This is a genomic window from Rathayibacter sp. AY1B8 (assembly GCF_002932775.1).
Classification (GTDB): domain Bacteria; phylum Actinomycetota; class Actinomycetes; order Actinomycetales; family Microbacteriaceae; genus Rathayibacter.
Map to the genome: position 1 here is coordinate 14,112 of NZ_PSWJ01000006.1, position 16,287 is coordinate 30,398.

Genomic DNA, 16,287 nt, shown 5'->3' on the forward strand with positions numbered 1-16,287 from the left:
GGTCCAGTTTACGGCCGCCCCGCGGGCCGACCGCCGAGGGAACCCCGAACCGTCGAGGGAGCCCGGGGCTGCGGTCTCCCTCGCCGTCCGGGGTCCCTCGGTGGAGGGCGGGTCAGGCGCTGGTGTGGAACTTCAGCTGGGCGGCGGAGAGGCCGGAGTCGGCGATGAGCTCGACGGCGTCGGCGGCGTCCGAGACCAGGATCGGGAGCGCCTCGCGCTCCGGGCCGGCGAAGTCCTTCAGCACGAAGTCGGCGGCCTGCTGGCGGCCCGGCGGGCGGCCGATGCCGACCCGCACGCGCAGGAACTCGGCTCCTCCGGTCGCCGCGAGGATGTCGCGGATGCCGTTGTGCCCTCCGTGACCGCCGCCCTGCTTGAGGCGCAGGGTGTCGAAGGGGATGTCGAGCTCGTCGTGCACGACGATCAGGTGCGCCGGGTCGACCGAGTAGAAGTCGAGCAGCTGCGCCGTCGGCCCGCCGGAGAGGTTCATGAAGCTGTTGGGCTTGCCCAGCACGAGCTTCGGTCCGCCCGGGCGGAGGAAGCCCTCGGCGACCACGGCGTTGGCGCGGTTGTGCCGGCGGAACGAGCCGCCGATCCGCGTCGCGAGCTCGTCGAGCACCATCTGGCCGACGTTGTGCCGGTTGCGCGCGTACTGCGCGCCCGGGTTGCCCAGTCCGACGACCAGCCAGGTGTCACCCATGTCGTTCCTCTTTCTCGGGGACGGCGGAGGGGCTCCCCCGCCGGACGCGGAACGGGCCCGCCGCGGCTGCGAGCGGGCCCGTTCCCGGGGTGGTGCGGACTACTCCGCGGTCTCGGCGACGACGTCGCCCGAGGCCGGGGTCTCGTCGTCCTCGCCCAGGTCCTGCTCGACCTCGGCGGTGACGTTGACGATGAGCACCTCGGCGTCGGTGACCAGCGTGGCGCCCTCGGGGAGCGTGACGTCGGCGGCGGTGATCTGCGTGCCGGCCTCGAGGCCCTCGACGGAGACGACGATGTTCTGCGGGATGCGCGTGGCGTCGACCTCGAGCGAGAGGGTGTTCGACTCGATCGAGACGAGGGTGCCGGGAGCGGCGTCGCCCTCGACGTGCACGGGGATGTCCACCTCGACCTTCTCGCCCTTGTTGATGACGACGAGGTCGATGTGCTCGATGATCTGGCGCACCGGGTCGCGCTGGATGTCCTTCACCAGGGTGGTCTGCGCGGCGCCCTCGATGTCGAGCTCGAGGATCGCGTTCGCCTTGCGGGTGAGCAGGAGCACCTGGTGGCCCGGGAGGGTGAGGTGCTGGGGCTCGGTGCCGTGGCCGTAGAGGACCGCGGGGATCTTGTCCTGCGCGCGGATCTTGCGGGCGGCGCCCTTGCCGAACGAGGTGCGGACCTCGACGACGACCTTGTTGGTCAGTTCAGCCATGATGTTCTCCTTGGGCGGCGCGCACGCCACCGGATCGGGTCGTGGCCTGCGGCCACGGACGGTTTGTCGACTCGAACGCATGTCAGCGTGAGGAGAAGTCCGTGGCGCCCCGTGGGGGCCTCGCCTGCTTCCACCGCGTCGATCACGGATGCACGTGCATCCCTCGCCGAAGTTCAGCTGCCGATCCTACCCGGCATCGCGGCCGCCCGCCAGCAGGCGGTCGCGCCGCCGGACTCGGAGCCGGACGTCCAGGCGGACCGCCTACCGTGCGGGTATGACGAGCGACGACTTCGGCTCCTACGTCGAGAAGAACGGCTTCCACCGCGACACGAACTACATCCCGACGCGGATCACCGCCGACGGCCGCGACGGGTACCCGGTGGAGGCCGGGCGCTACCGCCTCGTCGTCTCCCGCGCCTGCCCGTGGGCGAACCGCGCCGTGATCGTGCGGCGCCTGCTCGGGCTCGAGGACGCCCTCTCGATGGGCATCTGCGGGCCCACCCACGACAAGCGCAGCTGGACCTTCGACCTCGATCCGGGCGGGGTCGACCCGGTGCTGGGCATCCCCCGCCTCCAGGACGCGTTCTTCGCCCGCTTCCCCGACTACCCGCGCGGGATCACCGTCCCGGCCCTCGTGGACATCCCGAGCGGCCAGGTCGTCACCAACGACTACCCGGTGATGACGCTCGACTTCTCCACCGAGTGGACCGCGTTCCACCGCGACGGCGCCCCCGACCTCTACCCCGAGGAGCACCGCGAGGAGATCGACGAGATCGCCGAGCTGGTCTTCCACGACGTGAACAACGGCGTCTACAAGTGCGGCTTCGCCGGCTCGCAGCGCTCCTACGACCGGGCCTACGACCGCCTCTGGGCGCGGCTGGACTGGCTGGAGGAGCGGCTGAGCACCCGCCGCTACCTGGTCGGCGACACCATCACCGAGGCGGACGTGCGGCTCTTCACGACGCTCGCCCGCTTCGACGCCGTCTACTACAGCCACTTCAAGGCCAACCGGAACCTGCTGTCGGCGATGCCCGCGCTCTGGGGCTACGCCCGCGACCTCTTCGCCACTCCGGGGTTCGGCGACACGATCGACTTCACCCACATCAAGTCGCACTACTACGAGGTGCAGCGGGACATCAATCCGACCGGCGTCGTCCCCAAGGGCCCGGACCTCTCCGGCTGGCTCGTCCCCTCGCGCCGCGAGGAGCTCGGCGGCCGCCCGTTCGGCGACGGCACTCCCCCGCCGCCGCCGATCCCGTCGGAGCGCGTCCCCCTCGGCCACGGCGCCTGACCGGCTCCGGTCGCGGTCGTCGCGGCGCGCGCAAGACCGTGCGCGCGCCGCACGACCGATGTGCAGCCGGGAGACGGCTCGGACCCGGGCTCCCCGGAGCGACCCGGGGCTAGCCTGGGCTCGCCCCTGAACGCGAACGTCGAGGAGAACCGTGTCTGACAAGCCCACCGCCACAGCCAACATCGGAGTCGTCGGTCTGGCGGTGATGGGCTCGAACCTCGCCCGCAACCTCGCCAGCCGCGAGGGCAACACGGTCGCGGTGTTCAACCGCTCCTACGGCCGCACCGAGACCCTCATCACGGAGCACCCGGAGGCGGGCTTCGTCGCGTCCGAGACCATCGAGGACTTCGCCGCCTCGCTCGCCACCCCGCGCACCGCGATCATCATGGTCCAGGCCGGCCGCGGCACCGACGCCGTGATCGAGCAGCTGACGAAGGTCTTCGAGCCCGGCGACATCATCGTCGACGGCGGCAACGCGCTCTTCACCGACACCATCCGCCGCGAGAAGGCCGTCCGCGAGACCGGCATCCACTTCGTCGGCACCGGCATCTCCGGCGGCGAGGAGGGCGCGCTCAAGGGCCCGTCGATCATGCCCGGCGGCTCGGTCGAGTCCTACAGGACCCTCGGCCCGATCCTCTCGTCGATCGCCGCGGTCGCCGAGGGCGAGCCCTGCGTCACCCACATCGGCACCGACGGCGCCGGCCACTTCGTCAAGATGATCCACAACGGCATCGAGTACGCCGACATGCAGCTCATCGCCGAGGCGTACGACCTGCTCCGCACCGTCGGCGGACACGAGCCCGCCGCCATCGCCGAGGTCTTCGACGCCTGGAACAAGGGCGACCTCGAGTCGTACCTCATCGAGATCACCGCCGAGGTGCTCCGCCAGGTCGACGCCGACACCGGCAACCCCTTCATCGACGTCGTCCTCGACCAGGCCGGCTCGAAGGGCACCGGCGTCTGGACCGTGCAGAACGCGCTCGACCTCGGCGTCCCCGTCGGCGGCATCGCCGAGGCCGTCTTCGCCCGTGCCGTGTCCTCCCACCCCGAGCAGCGCGAGGCCGTGCAGGCCCGCGTCACCTCGCGCCCGACCCCGGTCGAGAAGTACGAGGGCTTCGAGGACGACGTGCGCGCCGCGCTCTACGCCTCCAAGGTCGTCGCCTACTCGCAGGGCTTCGACGCGATCATCGCCGGAGCCGAGAAGTACGGCTGGGAGATCGACAAGGGAGCGGTCGCCAAGATCTGGCGCGCGGGCTGCATCATCCGCGCCCAGTTCCTCAACCGCATCGTCGACGCCTACGACGAGAACGCCGGCATCACGACCCTCCTCGAGGACCCGTACTTCGCCGAGGCCGTCGCCAACGGCGAGACCGCCTGGCGCCGCATCGTCTCGACCGCCGCGCTCTCGGGCGTGCCGATCCCCGGCTTCGGCGCCGCGCTGTCGTACTACGACTCGCTCGCCTCCAAGCGCCTCCCGGCCGCTCTCGTGCAGGGCCAGCGCGACTTCTTCGGAGCGCACACCTACAAGCGCGTCGACAGGGAGGGCACCTTCCACACGCTGTGGTCGGGCGACCGCACCGAGGTCGAGCAGGACCCCTCCACGCACTGACCCGCGTCGCACGGGAAGGCGCCCCCGCCTGCAGGATCCTCGGATCCTCGGGCGGGGGCGCCTTCCGCGTCGGGGAGGGAGCTCCCCCGTCGTCAGCGGAGCCAGGCGATGGCGTCCGGCTCCCCGAGCGGGCGCTCGACGCCCGGGCCGGCTGACCCCTCAGGTCCGGAACGCCCGCGCGATCAGGAGCGCCGCCAGGAGCACCGCTGCGGCGGCCGCCGTGGCCGCCGGGAGGGCGAGCAGGAGCAGCAGCGAGACCGCGGCCGACGCGAGGGCCGGCCCGCTCGCCCCGGCCGCTCCGTGGTCGAGGCGCCGCACGATGGTCGCCACCAGCAGAGCGGCCACGGCGAAGGCGAGCAGCGCGTCGGCGTCGAGGATCACGACCGCGAGCACGGCGACCAGGCAGAGGACGAGCTGGGCCGCCGCCGGCACGCCGGTCCTGCGGTTCCTGGTGGCGAGCACTGCCGGGATCTCCCCCGCGCCGGCGAGACGGACGAGGGCGCGCGCATCCCTCCTCCCGAGGTCGAGGAGCGCGAGCAGGACCGCGATCACCGCGGCGGCCCCGACGAGCCCGGACGCGGGCGTGCCCCGGGTGACAGCGCTCAGGGGGGTCTCCGAGGACGCGAGGACCTCGGGACCGGCCGCCAGGAGCAGACCGGTAGCGAGCGCGGCGGCGGCCGCCGTGGCGATCCCGATGCGCAGCAGGGCTGGGCGGAGAGCCGTCACCGCGCCGGAGCGGGAGGTCGGCAGGAGGATCAGGAGCAGCGCCGCGGCGGTGCCGGCTCCCAGCGGCCCTCCGTCGCGCAGCGGGTCGAGCGGCGCGGGGTCCGGAGGGGACGCCAGCACGAGCACGGCGGCGGCGGCCAGCAGGACGACGACCGCGCCGACGAGGAGCAGGACCGGGCGAGCGGGGAGGCGCCCGCCGCGCAGGCCGAAGAGCGCGACGGCCACGAGCAGCAGGACGGCCAGGGGCCGGGCCGCTCCCCCGAGGACCGACTGGGCCGCGGTCAGGGCCAGCGCGGCCGAGGCGAAGGCGCGCCCGACGATCCCGAGCCACTCGGAGGAGGGGCCGTCGTGGACGGTGCGCCCGGCATCGGCGACGGCGCTCAGGGCCGCGGCGGCCGCAGCGACGGCGAGCCCGAGGAGCAGCCACCAGCCCGCTGCGGCGGCGGCCGGCGACCAGACCAGGAAGACCGCCGCCAGGGCGAGGGTCGCATCCGAACGCTGGGGCACGGCCTCACCCTAGGCGGTGGAGCCGGGGCGGGACCCGGGTGCGCTGTGCAGGGCGCACCCGGGGCGCGGGGTCCTACGCGTCGCCGTCGAACATCGACGTCACGGAGCCGTCGTCGAAGACCTCGTGGATGGCGCGGGCCAGCAGCGGAGCGATGGGCAGGATCGTCAGGCGGTCCCACGTCTTCTCCGCCGGCAGCGGCAGGGTGTCGGTGACGACGACCGAGTCGATGAACTCGGAGCTCAGGAGCTCGACCGCCGGATCCGAGAAGACGGCGTGGGTGGCCGCGACGACCACGCCGATCGCGCCCGCCTTCTTCAGCGCCTCGGCCGCCTTCGCGATGGTGCGCCCGGTGTCGATGAGGTCGTCGACGAGGAGGCAGACGCGGCCCTTCACCTCGCCGACGATCTCGTGGACGGAGACCTGGTTGGCGACCTTCGGGTCGCGGCGCTTGTGGATGATCGCCAGCGGGACGCCGAGCTTGTCGCTCCAGATGTCGGCGACGCGGACGCGGCCCATGTCGGGCGAGACGATGGTGAGGGTCGAGGGGTCGAGCTTCTCGCGGAAGTGCTCGAGCAGCACCGGCATCGCGAAGAGGTGGTCGACGGGGCCGTCGAAGAAGCCCTGGATCTGCGCCGCGTGCAGGTCGACCGACATGATCCGGTCGGCTCCCGCCGCCTTGAAGAGGTCCGCGACGAGGCGGGCCGAGATCGGCTCGCGGCCGCGGCCCTTCTTGTCCTGGCGCGCGTAGGGGTAGAAGGGGGCGACCACGGTGATCCGCTTGGCGGAGGCGCGCTTGAGCGCGTCGACCATGATCAGCTGCTCCATCAGCCACTCGTTGATCGGGGACGTGTGCGACTGGAGGACGAACACGTCGCCTCCGCGGACCGACTCGCCGTAGCGGACGTAGAGCTCGCCGTTGGCGAAGGTGCGCCCCTCGGTCGTGACGAGCTCGGTCCCGAGCTCGGCGGCGACCGCCTCCGCCAGTGCCGGATGCGCCCTCCCCGAGACGAGGACCAGGCTCTTCTTGTTGCTGGCGGTGATGCCGGTCACTGTGCTCCGCTTCCTCCGGTGGGCGCCTGGTCGGATCCGGTGGGATCCGACGCCAGGGCCGCCTCGGCGGCGTCGGCCGCTGCGGTGCCCGGACGGTGGGTCTGCACCCACCCGGCCATGTTGCGCTGCGGAGCGACGGTGATCCCGAGGGCTCCGGCGGGGATGTCCTTGCGGATGACCGTGCCGGCGCCCGTGTACGCTCCGTCACCGATTCTAACGGGGGCGACGAAGACGTTGTGCGACCCCGCACGCACGTGCGAGCCCACCACGGAGGACGCCTTGCTCACCCCGTCGTAGTTGGCGAAGATCGAGCCGGCGCCGATGTTCGACTCCTCGCCGATGACCGCGTCGCCGACGTAGGAGAGGTGCGGGACCTTCGATCCCTCGCCGATGACGGCGTTCTTGGTCTCGACGTAGGTGCCGATCTTGCCGCGGGCGCCGAGCACGGTGCCGGGGCGGAGGAACGAGAACGGGCCGACCTGGGCCTTCGCGCCGATGACGGCGAGCGTCGCGTCGGAGCGCTTCACGACCGCGTCCTCGCCGACCTCGCAGGAGTCGAGCGTGGTGTCCGGGCCGATGACCGCACCGGTGGCGATGACGGTCGGGCCCTTGATCTGCGTGCCCGGGAGGATCTCGACGTCCGGGGCGAGGACCGCGTCCACGTCGATCCAGGTCGTCGCCGGGTCCTGGATCGTGACACCTTCGAGCTGCCAGCGGCGCACGATGCGCGCGTTGAGCTCGAGCGCCGCGTCGGCGAGCTGGGCGCGGTCGTTGATCCCGGCCACGAGCCAGCGGTCCTGCACGGGGACGGCCTCGATCGCGCGGCCGGCGGCCTTGAGCGCGGCGGCGGCGTCGGTGAGGTACTTCTCCCGCTGGGCGTTCTCGGTGCCGATCGCGCCGATGACCGAGCGGAGCGCGGCGGCGTCGAAGGCGTAGACGCCGGCGTTGATCTCGGTGAGGTCGAGCTCGTCGGGGCTCGCGTCCTTCTGCTCCACGATGGAGGCGAAGGCGCCGTCGCCGCCGCGGACGATCCGGCCGAAGCCGGTCGGGTCCTCGAGCACGCAGGAGAGCATGGTGAGCGCGTTCGCCGCGGCGAGGTGCTCGTCGACCAGGCGGCGGAGGGTCGGCGCGTCCAGCAGCGGGACGTCGGCGCTCAGCACGACGACCGTGCCGGCGAAGGACTCCGGGAGCGCCGCGAGGCCCTGCTCGACCGCGCGGCCGGTGCCGGGCGTCTCGTCCTGGTCCACCACCAGCGCGGAGGGGGTGTGCTTGAGGACGGCCTCGGCGACCCGGTCGCGCTCGTGGCGCACCACGGTGACGACGTGCGCCGCGTCGAGCGAGGCGGCCGTGTCGAGCACGTGCCCGAGCAGCGGCCTCCCGGCGAGGCGGTGCAGGACCTTCGGGGTGCGGGACTTCATGCGGGTGCCCTGGCCTGCCGCCAGGATCACGACGGCGAGCGTGCTGTCTGCCATGTTCTTCGCGTTCTCCTCCGTGAGCGCACCGTCCTGGTGCCGCTCCGCCACCAGGATTCGAACCTGGACCGGACAGCTCCAAAGGCTGCCGTGCTGCCGTTACACCATGGCGGACCGCGCGATCGCGCGCCGTCCATCCTGCCACCCCCGCGCCCGAGGCGGGGCCGGGGGCGCGGGCGGCCGTCGCTCGGGCGGACGACGGCGGCCCGGGAGGTCCCCGCCTCCCGGCCCGTCCGCCTCCCGGCGTCCCGCGAGCCGCCCAGCCGCCACAATGGACGGGTGAGTGCGAATGACGAGGTCGACGGGATCGTCGACGCCTGGGTCCGGGAGCGGCCCGATCTCGATTTCACGCCGCTCCAGGTCTTCTCGCGGATGCGCCGGCTGGCCAAGCAGCTCGAGCGCGCGCGCGGCAGCGCCTTCGGCCGGTCGGAGCTCGAGACGTGGGAGTTCGACGTGCTCTCGGCCCTGCGGCGCGCGGGAGCGCCCTACCGGATGAGCCCCAAGCAGCTCCTCCAGGCGACCATGGTCACCAGCGGCACCATGACCAACCGCATCGACCGGCTGGTCGAGCGCGACCTGGTCGAGCGCCTCGACGACCCGAACGACGGGCGCGGCGTGCTGGTGCAGATGACGCCGTCGGGGCTCGCCCGGGTCGACGCGGCGATCACCCGCCTGGTCGACGCGGAGCAGCAGCTGCTCGGCGCGCTCACCCACGCCCAGCAGGAGCGGCTGGCGCAGCTCCTCCGGAAGCTCTCCCTCGACTTCGGCTGAGCCGGTCGGTACGGGCCCGCGACGGCGGCCCGCCCACGCGGTACGGGACAGCTGCCGGTGCCGCGGAGGAGAGCGGCGTCAGCCCTCGAGCTGCTCCGAGAGCTCCAGCCAGCGCAGCTCGAGCTCTGCCGTCTCGTCCTCGTAGCCGCGGAGCGAGGCGTTGAGCGCGAGGATGCCGTCGTAGTCGTCCTGGTCGTGCGTCGCCATCTTCTCGTGCACGGTCTTCGTCAGCTGCGTGAGCTTGTGCAGGCGCCGGTCGATCGCCGACACCTCCTTCTCGGCGGTGCGGCGCTCGGCCCCCGCGAGTCCGCTCGGCGCCGGCGCGCCGGAGGAGGAGCCCGACGAGGCCCCCGCGGGCGCGCCCTTCTCGAGCGCGCGGCGCAGGTCGAGGTACTGCTCGACGCCGCCGGGCAGGTGGCGGAACGCGCCGTCCATCACGGCGTACTGCTGGTCGGTGACGCGCTCGAGCAGGTACCGGTCGTGCGAGACGACGAGCAGGGTGCCCGGCCAGGAGTCGAGCAGGTCCTCGATCGCGGCGAGCATGTCGGTGTCGAGGTCGTTGGTCGGCTCGTCGAGGATCAGCACGTTGGGCTCGCTGAGCAGGATGAGCAGGAGCTGGAGCCTCCGGCGCTGACCGCCCGAGAGGTCCTTCACCGGCGTCGAGAGCTGCGCGCTCGAGAAGCCGAGGCGCTCGAGCAGCTGGCCCGGAGTCATCTCCTTGCCGCCGATGGAGTAGCTGGTGCGCTGCTCCGCGATGATCTCGCGGACGGGCCGGTGCTGGACACCGGTCAGCTCGCGCAGCTGCTGGTCGAGGATCGCGACGCGCACGGTGGTGCCGCGCTTCACCCGGCCGCTCGTCGGCTCCACGCTGCCCGCGACCAGGCCGAGGAGGGTCGACTTGCCGGCGCCGTTCACGCCGAGGATGCCGGTGCGCTCGCCGGGCGCGATCCGCCACTCGATGCGGTTGAGGACGGTCCGCTCGCCGTAGCGGACGGTGACGTCGAGCAGGTCGACGACGTCCTTGCCCAGGCGCGAGACGGCGAGCTGCGAGAGCGAGACCGAGTCGCGCACCGGGGGCTCGTCCTCGATCAGCTGGTTCGCGGCGTCGATCCGGAACTTGGGCTTCGCCGTGCGGGCGGGGGCGCCGCGGCGGAGCCAGGCGAGCTCCTTCTTCATCAGGTTCTGGCGCTTGGCCTCCATGGTCGAGGCCATCCGGTCGCGCTCGACGCGCTGCAGGATGTACGCCGCGTACCCGCCCTCGAACGGCTCGACGAGACGGTCGTGCACCTCCCAGGTGGCGGTGCAGATCTCGTCGAGGAACCACCGGTCGTGGGTGACGACCGCGAGCCCGCCCGACGACGCCGCCCAGCGGCGCTTGAGGTGCTCGGCGAGCCAGGCGATGCCCTCGACGTCGAGGTGGTTGGTGGGCTCGTCGAGGAAGACGACGTCCCAGTCGCCGACGAGCAGCTTCGCGAGGGCGACCCGGCGCCTCTGGCCGCCCGAGAGGGAGCCGACCACTCCGTCCCAGGGGACGTCGCGCAGCAGGCCCGCGATCACGTCTCGGGTGCGCGCGTCGCCCGCCCACTCGTGCTCCTGGAGCCCGCCGACGACGGCCTGGGCGACGGTGAGGTCCTCATCGACCGTGTCGGCCTGGTCGAGCATCCCGAGCGTGACGCCGCGGCGGTGCGTGACGCGGCCGCTGTCCGGCTCGATGCGCTGCGCGAGCAGGCGCAGGAGGGTCGACTTGCCGTCGCCGTTGCGTCCGACGATCCCGATGCGGTCGCCCTCCTCGATCCCCAGGGAGACGTCGTCGAAGATCACGCGTGTGGGGTACTCGAGTCGCAGCGCCTCGGCGCCCAGCAGATGTGCCATAGGGATCCAGCCTAGGCGGTGCCGCCTGAGCGGTCCGCCGCGGGTCGATCACAGTGCGGCCGGGTCGCGGCCCCCGGACCTCAGCCCGCGGGTGCCGGCTCCGAGACGGACACCGAGCGGCGGTGCAGTCCCGTGGCGCCGTCGGGGGCAGGCGGGCGCTCGACCGTGGTCTGCACCGTGCCGTCCGCGTCGGTGGCGCGCACGGTCACGACGTGGTCGCCGACCGTCGCGTCCCACTCGAGGACCCACTGGATCCACGTGTCCGCGGTGACCTGCTCGGCGAGGCGCGCCTCCTGCCAGGCGCCGCCGTCGATCTGCACCTCAACCTTCGCGATGCCGGTGTGCGGCGCCCAGGCGACTCCCGCCACGGCGACCGTCCCCGCCTCGACGGGCTGGCCCTGGCGCGGCACATCGATCCGCGACTCGATCTTGATCGGACCGCGCTCGGTCCAGCCGCGCGTCGACCAGTACGCCAGGTCCTCCGCGAAGGTCGTGACCTTCAGCTCGACGACCCACTTCGTCGCCGAGACGTAGCCGTACAGGCCGGGGACGACCATCCGGACGGGGAAGCCGTGCTCGACCGGGAGCGGCTCGCCGTTCATCCCGACGGCGAGCAGGCTCGCGCGGTCCTCGTCCTGCAGCACGTCGAGCGGGCTGGAGGCGGTGAAGCCGTCGATGCTCCGCGAGAGCACCATGTCGGCGCCGGCGGTCGGCCGGGCCCGGGCCAGCAGCTCGCGGATCGGGTAGCCCAGCCAGAGGGCGGTGCCGATCAGGTCGCCGCCGACCTCGTTGGACACGCAGGACAGGGTGACCAGGTGCTCCTCGAGCGGCAGTGCGAGCAGCTCGTCCCAGGTGATCTCGATCTCCTCCTCCACCATTCCGGTGATCATCAGCGACCAGTCGGCGGGCTCGACCGACGGCACCGAGAGCGCGGTGTCGATCCGGTAGAACGAGGAGTTGGGAGTGACGTAGGAGCTGATGCCGTCGATGTCGTCGAGCACGGCGCCGGCCGGGACGGGCGCGGCGGCCGAGGCGGGAGCCGGCAGGGACACGGCCTCGCGCACGGCCGTAACGGCGGCGGAGGCGGACGTGAGGAAGCGGGCGCCGATGCCGGCGGCGACCGCGGCGACTCCGGCGATCCCGACCAGGCGGAGGAACGACCGGCGGTCCGGGGAGTCGCTCTCGCGCTCCTCCTGCCAGCCGCGGAGGCGGACGGAGGCCGAGCGGAGCACCGCGGCACCGGCCACCATGCCCACGACGCTCGGCGCCGCGTCGATCCCGGACGCGCCCTCGCGGCTGACGGCGGCGAGCGCACCGGCGCCCGCGACGACGGCCAGCAGCAGCACGCCGAACGGCGGGCGGCGGTACTCGAGGACTCCCGCGCCGACGGCCAGCAGCGCGATCGCGAGGCCGATCGAGACCAGCAGCACGAGCTTGTCGCCGGTGCCGAAGAGCGCGATGACCGTGTCCTTCACGCCCGGGGGCACGATGTCGATGACGAAGCCGCCGACCGCGACCAGCGGACTGCCGCCCGCTCCGGTGAAGACCGCGACGACCTCGGCGGCCGCGAGGGCGACGACGGCGGCCACGATCCCGGAGAGGATCGCGAAGAGGGTGGCTCGGCGGGACATGAGCGGCACTCTAAGCCACGACGTCGGAACTTCTCTGCGGACCGTCTGTGGAGGGCGCCGGGCGCGAGGCTCGCGAGCCCCGCTCCGGAGGCACCGCCTCCGCGACTAGGTCGAGAGCAGGCGCGCCCCGTGGACCGGGCCGGAGACCCGCACGGCGCTCAGCCGCGCGGAGCTCAGCTCGCGCTGCAGGTCGGCCGCCGCATCGGCGTCCGGAGCGAGGAACGCCACGGTCGGTCCGGACCCCGAGACGAGGCCGCCGAGCGCTCCGCGGCCCTCGCCGAGCTCGAGGATGCGGGCGAGCCCGGGCTGCAGGTGCAGCGCCGGCGCCTGCAGGTCGTTGTGCATCGCGTCGGCGAGCATGGCGGCGTCGCCGGCGCGGAGGGCCTGCAGCACGTTGGGATCGATGGCGGGGGTCGCCGAGATCGGGCGGAAGTCGTGCAGGTGGCGCTCGCGGTGCCGGTCGAGCTCGCTGTAGACCTCGGGGGTCGACAGGCCCTCCTCCGAGAGGACCAGCACCCACTCGAAGCGGCCCTTGGCGAGCGCCGGGCTCAGCTCATCGCCGCGGCCGACCCCGATCGCGGTGCCGCCGGTGAAGGAGAAGGGGACGTCGGCGCCGAGGCTCGCGGCGATGCCGAGCAGCTGCTCCCTCGTGCAGGCCGTGCCCCAGAGCGCGTCGCAGGCGAGGAGGGTCGCGGCAGCGTCGGCCGAGCCGCCGCCCATGCCGCCGGCGATGGGGACGTTCTTCTCGATCTCGAGGTGCACGCCGCCGCGGTAGCCGGTCGCCCGGGCGAGCGCCCGAGCCGCCTTGATCGCGAGGTTGGAGCCGTCGACGGCCAGGCGGGAGGTGTCGATCGAGCCCGAGAAGGAGACCGAGAAGTCGGCCGCCTCCTCCGCGAACACGTCCTCGTAGAGGGAGAGCGACTGGAACGCGGTGGCCAGCTCGTGGTACCCGTCGTCGCGCACGGCGCCGACCTTGAGGAACACGTTGATCTTGCCGGGCGCCCGCGCGTGGACCCGGTTCGACGTCGCGCGGTGGGCCATGCATCCACGCTACAGGGTGGCGGAGGCGCCCTCGTCCGCACCCGGGACGGGCTCCCCGTCGCCGTCCGCGTCGTCCCCGTCGGTCTCCGCCAGCGACCCGTCGGGCACCGCCGCGCCGCGCACGGGGACCCTCGCCGGATCGAGCTCGCGGCCCAGGCGGACGAAGGCGGCGACGTCCAGCTCCTCGCCGCGCGCGGTCTGCGGGACGCCGGCCCGCTCGAGCGCGACGATCGCCGCGGCGCTGTCGCCGAAGAGGGTCGCGAGCGACTGGCGGAGCATCTTCCTCCGCTGCGCGAACGCCGCGTCGACGACCGCGAAGACGGCGCGGCGCAGGGTCTCGTCGCCCGGCTCCTCGCCGCGGTCGAACGCGACGAGCACGCTGTCGACGTTCGGCACCGGCCAGAAGATCTGACGCGAGACCGCGCCGCCCGTCGTCCAGGAGCCGAACCACGCCGCCTTGACGCTCGGGCCGCCGTAGACCTTGGAGCCGGGACCGGCGGCGAGCCGGTGCCCGACCTCGGACTGCACCATCACCACTCCGGACCGGATGCTGGCGAAGTGCTCGAGGAAGTGCAGGAGCACCGGCACCGAGATGTTGTACGGGAGGTTGGCGACGAGCCGGACCGGCTCCCCCGGCAGGTCGAGCACCTTCATCGCGTCGGCGTGCACGACCGCGAGATCGGCGCCCGGCGCCATCAGCTCGACGGTGCGCGGCAGCTGCTCGGCGAGGCGCCCGTCGATCTCGACGGCCACGACCTGTGCGCCCGCCTCGAGCAGGCCGAGGGTCAGCGATCCGAGGCCGGGGCCGATCTCGACGACGGTCTCCCCCGGGCGCACCCGAGCGAGCTTGACGATGCGGCGGACCGTGTTGGCGTCGTGCACGAAGTTCTGGCCGAGCTTCTTGGTCGGCGTGACGTCGAGGAGGCCGGCGAGGTCGCGGATCTCGGCCGGGCCCAGCAGGCGCGGGATCGCGGCGGCCGTCGGCTCGGCGGCGTGGCGGCCGCTCATGCGAGGGGTCCGACCGGCTCCGTCGGCTCGGAGCCGACCTCGCCGCCCCACTCGCCGTACACGGCCTCCGTGTTCGAGGCGATCGTCGCGGCCAGGTGGCCGACGTCGGTCTCGAGGGTCGCGGCCATCGAGCGCAGGGTGTGCGGGAGGAGGTAGGGCGCGTTCGGGCGGCCGCGGAAGGGCGACGGAGTGAGGTACGGCGCGTCGGTCTCGACCAGGATGAGGTGCCGCGGGGTCGCGACGAGCGCCTCCCGCAGCGGCTCGGCGTTCTTGAACGTCACGGTGCCGGCGAAGGAGAGGTACCAGCCCTCGTCCGTGCACATCCGCGCCATCTCCGCGTCCCCGGAGAAGCAGTGGAAGACGGTGCGCTCGGGGGCTCCGACGCGGCGCAGGGTCTCGATGACCTCGCGGTGCGCGTCGCGGTCGTGGATCTGCAGCGCGAGGTCGTGCTCCTTCGCGATGCGGATGTGCTCCTCGAAGGAGCGGAACTGCGCGGCGCGGCCGCTCTCGCCGGTGCGGAAGAAGTCGAGCCCGGTCTCGCCGATGGCGCGCACCCGCGGCTGCTCCGCCAGCTCGGCGATCACGGCGAGGGCGGCGTCGAGCTCGCCGCGCTGCTCCAGCTCGGGCGCCTCGTTGGGGTGGATCGCGACGGCGGCCAGCATGCGCGGCTCGCTCGCCGCCTGCTCGGCCGACCAGCGGCTCGTCTCGACGTCCGTGCCGACCTGGACGACGCCGCGGACCCCGACGGTGGAGGCCCGGTCGAGCTGCTCGCGGTGGTCGAGCGGCTCGAGGCCGTCGGCGATCTCGAGGTGCGTGTGGTTGTCGTAGACGGGGACGACGAGCGCCTCGGGCAGCGGCGGGTACGTCAGGTCGCGGCCGGACGAGGCCTCGCGGGAGCGGACGTGCTGGCTGTCGGTCATGCGCTCCAGGCTACCGGGAGGGCTCGCGCGGGCCGGAGTCCCGGGTGGACGAGGGCCGAGAGGCGGCCGCTGAGGCGCCCTGAGCGGATCGGGTCAACACCCGATCGGATCGGGACAGCCCGCCTCCCGCGCCGCCGGGAGGCTGGAGCCATGACAGACACCGAGCTCCTCGCCCACTCCGCACCCGGCTCCCTCGCCGGGCGCCACGCCCTCGTCACCGGATCCTCGAGCGGGATCGGCGCAGCCATCGCCCGCCGGCTCGCCGGGGCCGGCGCTCACGTCCTCGTGCACGGACGCGACCCCGAGCGGGTCGGGTCCGTCGTCCGCGGCATCCGCGCCGACGGGGGCACCGCCTCCGCGCTCGTCGCCGACCTCGCGGGCACGCCGGAGGAGACCCGCGCCGTCGCCGAGCGGGCGCTGACCCTCCTCGACGGGCGGATCGACGTCCTCGTCAACAACGCCGGAGTGTTCCCGGTGGGGCCGACCGCCGACCTCAGCGACGCCGATGTCGAGTCCCTCCTCACCACGAACATCCGCGTGCCGCACCAGCTCGTCGCGGCGATCGCCCCGGCCATGGCCGAGCGCGGGAGCGGAGTGGTCGTCAACATCACCTCGTGGATGGGACGGGTGGGAACGCCGGGGACCGCCCTCTACCCCGCGACCAAGGCGGCGCTGGAGCACCTCACGCGGGCGTGGGCGGCCGAGTACGGCCCGAGCGGCGTGCGCGTGGTCGCCGTCGCGCCCGGCGCGACTCTCACGCCCGGCAACGAGCACGCCGCGGCGATCCTGGAGCAGATGACCGCGTCCGCCCCCGCCGGCCGGCCCGGACGTCCGGACGAGATCGCCCTGGCCGTGCGCTGGCTCGTCTCGGACGAGGCCTCGTACGTCCACGGCACGACGCTCGACGTCGACGGAGGCATCGTCGGCGCCCGCGTCTGACGCCGCGGCACGCGCCGCTCGGAGTCCCCGCGACAGCGCCCGCC

At 73.3% G+C, this 16,287-nt stretch carries 14 protein-coding genes and 1 tRNA gene; 4 read left to right on the plus strand and 11 right to left on the minus strand.

The annotated features are described in order from the left end of the window. Positions 1 to 112: 112 nt before the first annotated feature. Together pth and C5C63_RS05890 are read right to left on the minus strand one after the other, a co-directional pair. A complete protein-coding gene (gene pth, locus C5C63_RS05885) occupies positions 113 to 697 on the minus strand; it encodes an aminoacyl-tRNA hydrolase (protein WP_104233681.1) in 585 nt (194 codons plus the stop codon). Between the two features lie 99 nt (positions 698 to 796). After that, positions 797 to 1,405, minus strand: a complete 609-nt coding sequence (locus C5C63_RS05890) for a 50S ribosomal protein L25/general stress protein Ctc (RefSeq protein ID WP_104238997.1) — start codon at positions 1,403 to 1,405, stop codon at positions 797 to 799. A gap of 274 nt (positions 1,406 to 1,679) precedes the next feature. Here C5C63_RS05890 and C5C63_RS05895 point away from each other — a divergent pair, with 274 nt between their 5' ends. Together C5C63_RS05895 and gndA are read left to right on the plus strand one after the other, a co-directional pair. Further along, positions 1,680 to 2,696 (plus strand): glutathione S-transferase family protein, encoded by a 1,017-nt coding sequence (locus C5C63_RS05895; protein ID WP_104226929.1) that lies wholly within the window; start codon positions 1,680 to 1,682, stop codon positions 2,694 to 2,696. Between the two features lie 151 nt (positions 2,697 to 2,847). Then, on the plus strand, positions 2,848 to 4,305 hold the full coding sequence (gene gndA, locus C5C63_RS05900; protein ID WP_104325678.1) for an NADP-dependent phosphogluconate dehydrogenase: 1,458 nt from the start codon (positions 2,848 to 2,850) through the stop codon (positions 4,303 to 4,305). 159 nt (positions 4,306 to 4,464) lie between these two features. On the opposite strand, the gene C5C63_RS05905 is transcribed toward gndA, so the two are convergent. The 4 genes from C5C63_RS05905 to C5C63_RS05920 all read right to left on the minus strand — a co-directional run bounded on the left by C5C63_RS05905 (position 4,465) and on the right by C5C63_RS05920 (position 8,175). Then, complete coding sequence (locus tag C5C63_RS05905) at positions 4,465 to 5,538, minus strand: hypothetical protein (protein ID WP_104325679.1); 1,074 nt, start codon at positions 5,536 to 5,538, stop codon at positions 4,465 to 4,467. Positions 5,539 to 5,611: 73 nt separating this feature from the next. Continuing rightward, a complete protein-coding gene (locus C5C63_RS05910) occupies positions 5,612 to 6,589 on the minus strand; it encodes a ribose-phosphate diphosphokinase (protein ID WP_104250639.1) in 978 nt (325 codons plus the stop codon). Next, positions 6,586 to 8,061 carry a bifunctional UDP-N-acetylglucosamine diphosphorylase/glucosamine-1-phosphate N-acetyltransferase GlmU gene (gene glmU / locus C5C63_RS05915; RefSeq protein WP_104325705.1) on the minus strand — a complete coding sequence of 492 codons (1,476 nt, stop codon included), beginning with the start codon at positions 8,059 to 8,061 and terminating at the stop codon, positions 6,586 to 6,588. The genes C5C63_RS05910 and glmU overlap by 4 nt, the downstream gene beginning before the upstream one ends. Before the next feature lie 42 nt (positions 8,062 to 8,103). Further along, positions 8,104 to 8,175 (minus strand) — tRNA-Gln (locus C5C63_RS05920). A gap of 165 nt (positions 8,176 to 8,340) precedes the next feature. On the opposite strand from C5C63_RS05920, the gene C5C63_RS05925 reads away from it, so the two are divergent. Continuing rightward, the gene (locus C5C63_RS05925; RefSeq protein ID WP_104325680.1) at positions 8,341 to 8,832 is read left to right on the plus strand and encodes a MarR family winged helix-turn-helix transcriptional regulator; all 492 of its coding nucleotides are present in this window, start codon (positions 8,341 to 8,343) and stop codon (positions 8,830 to 8,832) included. A gap of 78 nt (positions 8,833 to 8,910) precedes the next feature. Here C5C63_RS05925 and C5C63_RS05930 read toward each other — a convergent pair whose 3' ends face one another. The 5 genes from C5C63_RS05930 to C5C63_RS05950 form a co-directional block, all read right to left on the minus strand. Then, positions 8,911 to 10,704, minus strand: coding sequence for an ABC-F family ATP-binding cassette domain-containing protein (locus C5C63_RS05930; RefSeq protein WP_104325681.1), 1,794 nt, complete (start codon positions 10,702 to 10,704; stop codon positions 8,911 to 8,913). 80 nt (positions 10,705 to 10,784) lie between these two features. Further along, the gene (locus C5C63_RS05935; protein ID WP_104233690.1) at positions 10,785 to 12,335 is read right to left on the minus strand and encodes a molybdopterin-dependent oxidoreductase; all 1,551 of its coding nucleotides are present in this window, start codon (positions 12,333 to 12,335) and stop codon (positions 10,785 to 10,787) included. A 105-nt stretch (positions 12,336 to 12,440) separates the two neighbouring features. Next, positions 12,441 to 13,376 (minus strand): 4-(cytidine 5'-diphospho)-2-C-methyl-D-erythritol kinase, encoded by a 936-nt coding sequence (locus C5C63_RS05940; protein ID WP_104222334.1) that lies wholly within the window; start codon positions 13,374 to 13,376, stop codon positions 12,441 to 12,443. Between the two features lie 9 nt (positions 13,377 to 13,385). Further along, entirely contained in the window at positions 13,386 to 14,384 is a 999-nt protein-coding gene (gene rsmA, locus C5C63_RS05945; protein ID WP_181068370.1) for a 16S rRNA (adenine(1518)-N(6)/adenine(1519)-N(6))-dimethyltransferase RsmA, read from the minus strand. Further along, on the minus strand, positions 14,381 to 15,304 hold the full coding sequence (locus C5C63_RS05950; protein ID WP_104222332.1) for a TatD family hydrolase: 924 nt from the start codon (positions 15,302 to 15,304) through the stop codon (positions 14,381 to 14,383). The genes rsmA and C5C63_RS05950 overlap by 4 nt, the downstream gene beginning before the upstream one ends. A 150-nt stretch (positions 15,305 to 15,454) precedes the next feature. Between C5C63_RS05950 and C5C63_RS05955 the strand changes: the two genes are divergently transcribed. After that, positions 15,455 to 16,243, plus strand: a complete 789-nt coding sequence (locus tag C5C63_RS05955; RefSeq protein ID WP_104222330.1) for an SDR family NAD(P)-dependent oxidoreductase — start codon at positions 15,455 to 15,457, stop codon at positions 16,241 to 16,243. Positions 16,244 to 16,287: the final 44 nt, after the last annotated feature.